This window comes from Streptomyces spinosus, assembly GCF_020400655.1.
GTDB lineage: Bacteria > Actinomycetota > Actinomycetes > Streptomycetales > Streptomycetaceae > Streptomyces > Streptomyces argyrophylli.
The window spans coordinates 1-504 of record NZ_JAINRC010000071.1 but is presented as its reverse complement, the minus strand read 5'-3'; the positions used below and the strand labels follow the sequence as shown (position 1 = coordinate 504).

Annotated in this window: 1 protein-coding gene; it reads left to right on the top strand. The window is 65.9% G+C overall.

Annotated elements, in window-relative coordinates; all coding sequences use genetic code 11:
• Positions 1–504 (top strand): cbb3-type cytochrome c oxidase subunit I (locus LG395_RS40955; protein WP_225814681.1); only part of this gene is annotated, 504 nt, incomplete at both ends.

The window sequence follows — 504 nt, the reverse complement described above, 5'->3', positions numbered from 1 at the left end:
CTGGGCGACCGGCTTCCTGATCACCTTCACGTTCGGTGGTCTGACCGGTGTCATCCTGGCCTCGCCGCCCATGGACTTCCACGTGTCCGACTCGTACTTCGTGGTGGCCCACTTCCACTACGTCGTCTTCGGCACGGTCGTCTTCGCGATGTTCTCCGGCTTCCACTTCTGGTGGCCGAAGTGGACCGGCAAGATGCTCGACGAGCGTCTCGGCAAGATCACCTTCTGGACGCTGTTCATCGGCTTCCACGGCACCTTCCTGGTCCAGCACTGGCTGGGCGCCGAGGGCATGCCGCGCCGCTACGCCGACTACCTGGCCGCCGACGGCTTCACCGCGCTGAACACGGTGTCCTCCATCAGCTCCTTCCTGCTCGGCCTGTCGATCCTGCCGTTCCTCTACAACGTCTGGAAGACGGCCAAGTACGGCAAGCCGGTCGGCGTGGACGACCCGTGGGGCTACGGCCGTTCGCTGGAGTGGGCGACCTCCTGCCCGCCGCCCCGGCA